The 253-nt window shown below is 43.9% G+C and carries 1 protein-coding gene; it reads left to right on the top strand.

Annotated elements, in window-relative coordinates:
* The coding region (locus DMB71_RS00055) for a hypothetical protein (protein WP_162614719.1) at positions 1-253 on the top strand (253 nt) is incomplete at both ends.

Genomic DNA, 253 nt, shown 5'->3' with positions numbered 1-253 from the left:
AACCAATTCTCCGACAAACTACAGCATTACGTGGAACGCCAGTCCTGCAAATGCTTTTTTGCCAGTATCAAATGCAGCTTTACCAGCAAGTCCGATTAATATTTCCATCCCTGCGAATACTGCAGCTGGAACTTACACGGGAACATTGACGGTAAGCAATGCGACAGGATGCGTGTCAGCATCAAATAATTTTACTGTTACCGTAAATCCTTTGCCGACAATAGCATTAGGTTCTACTACTGCTGTCTGCACA

It is taken from the genome of Flavobacterium tistrianum (genome assembly GCF_003254545.1).
GTDB classification, from domain to species: domain Bacteria; phylum Bacteroidota; class Bacteroidia; order Flavobacteriales; family Flavobacteriaceae; genus Flavobacterium; species Flavobacterium tistrianum.
The sequence above is the reverse complement of the archived record's forward strand: the minus strand, read 5'-3'. Positions and strand labels throughout refer to the sequence as shown.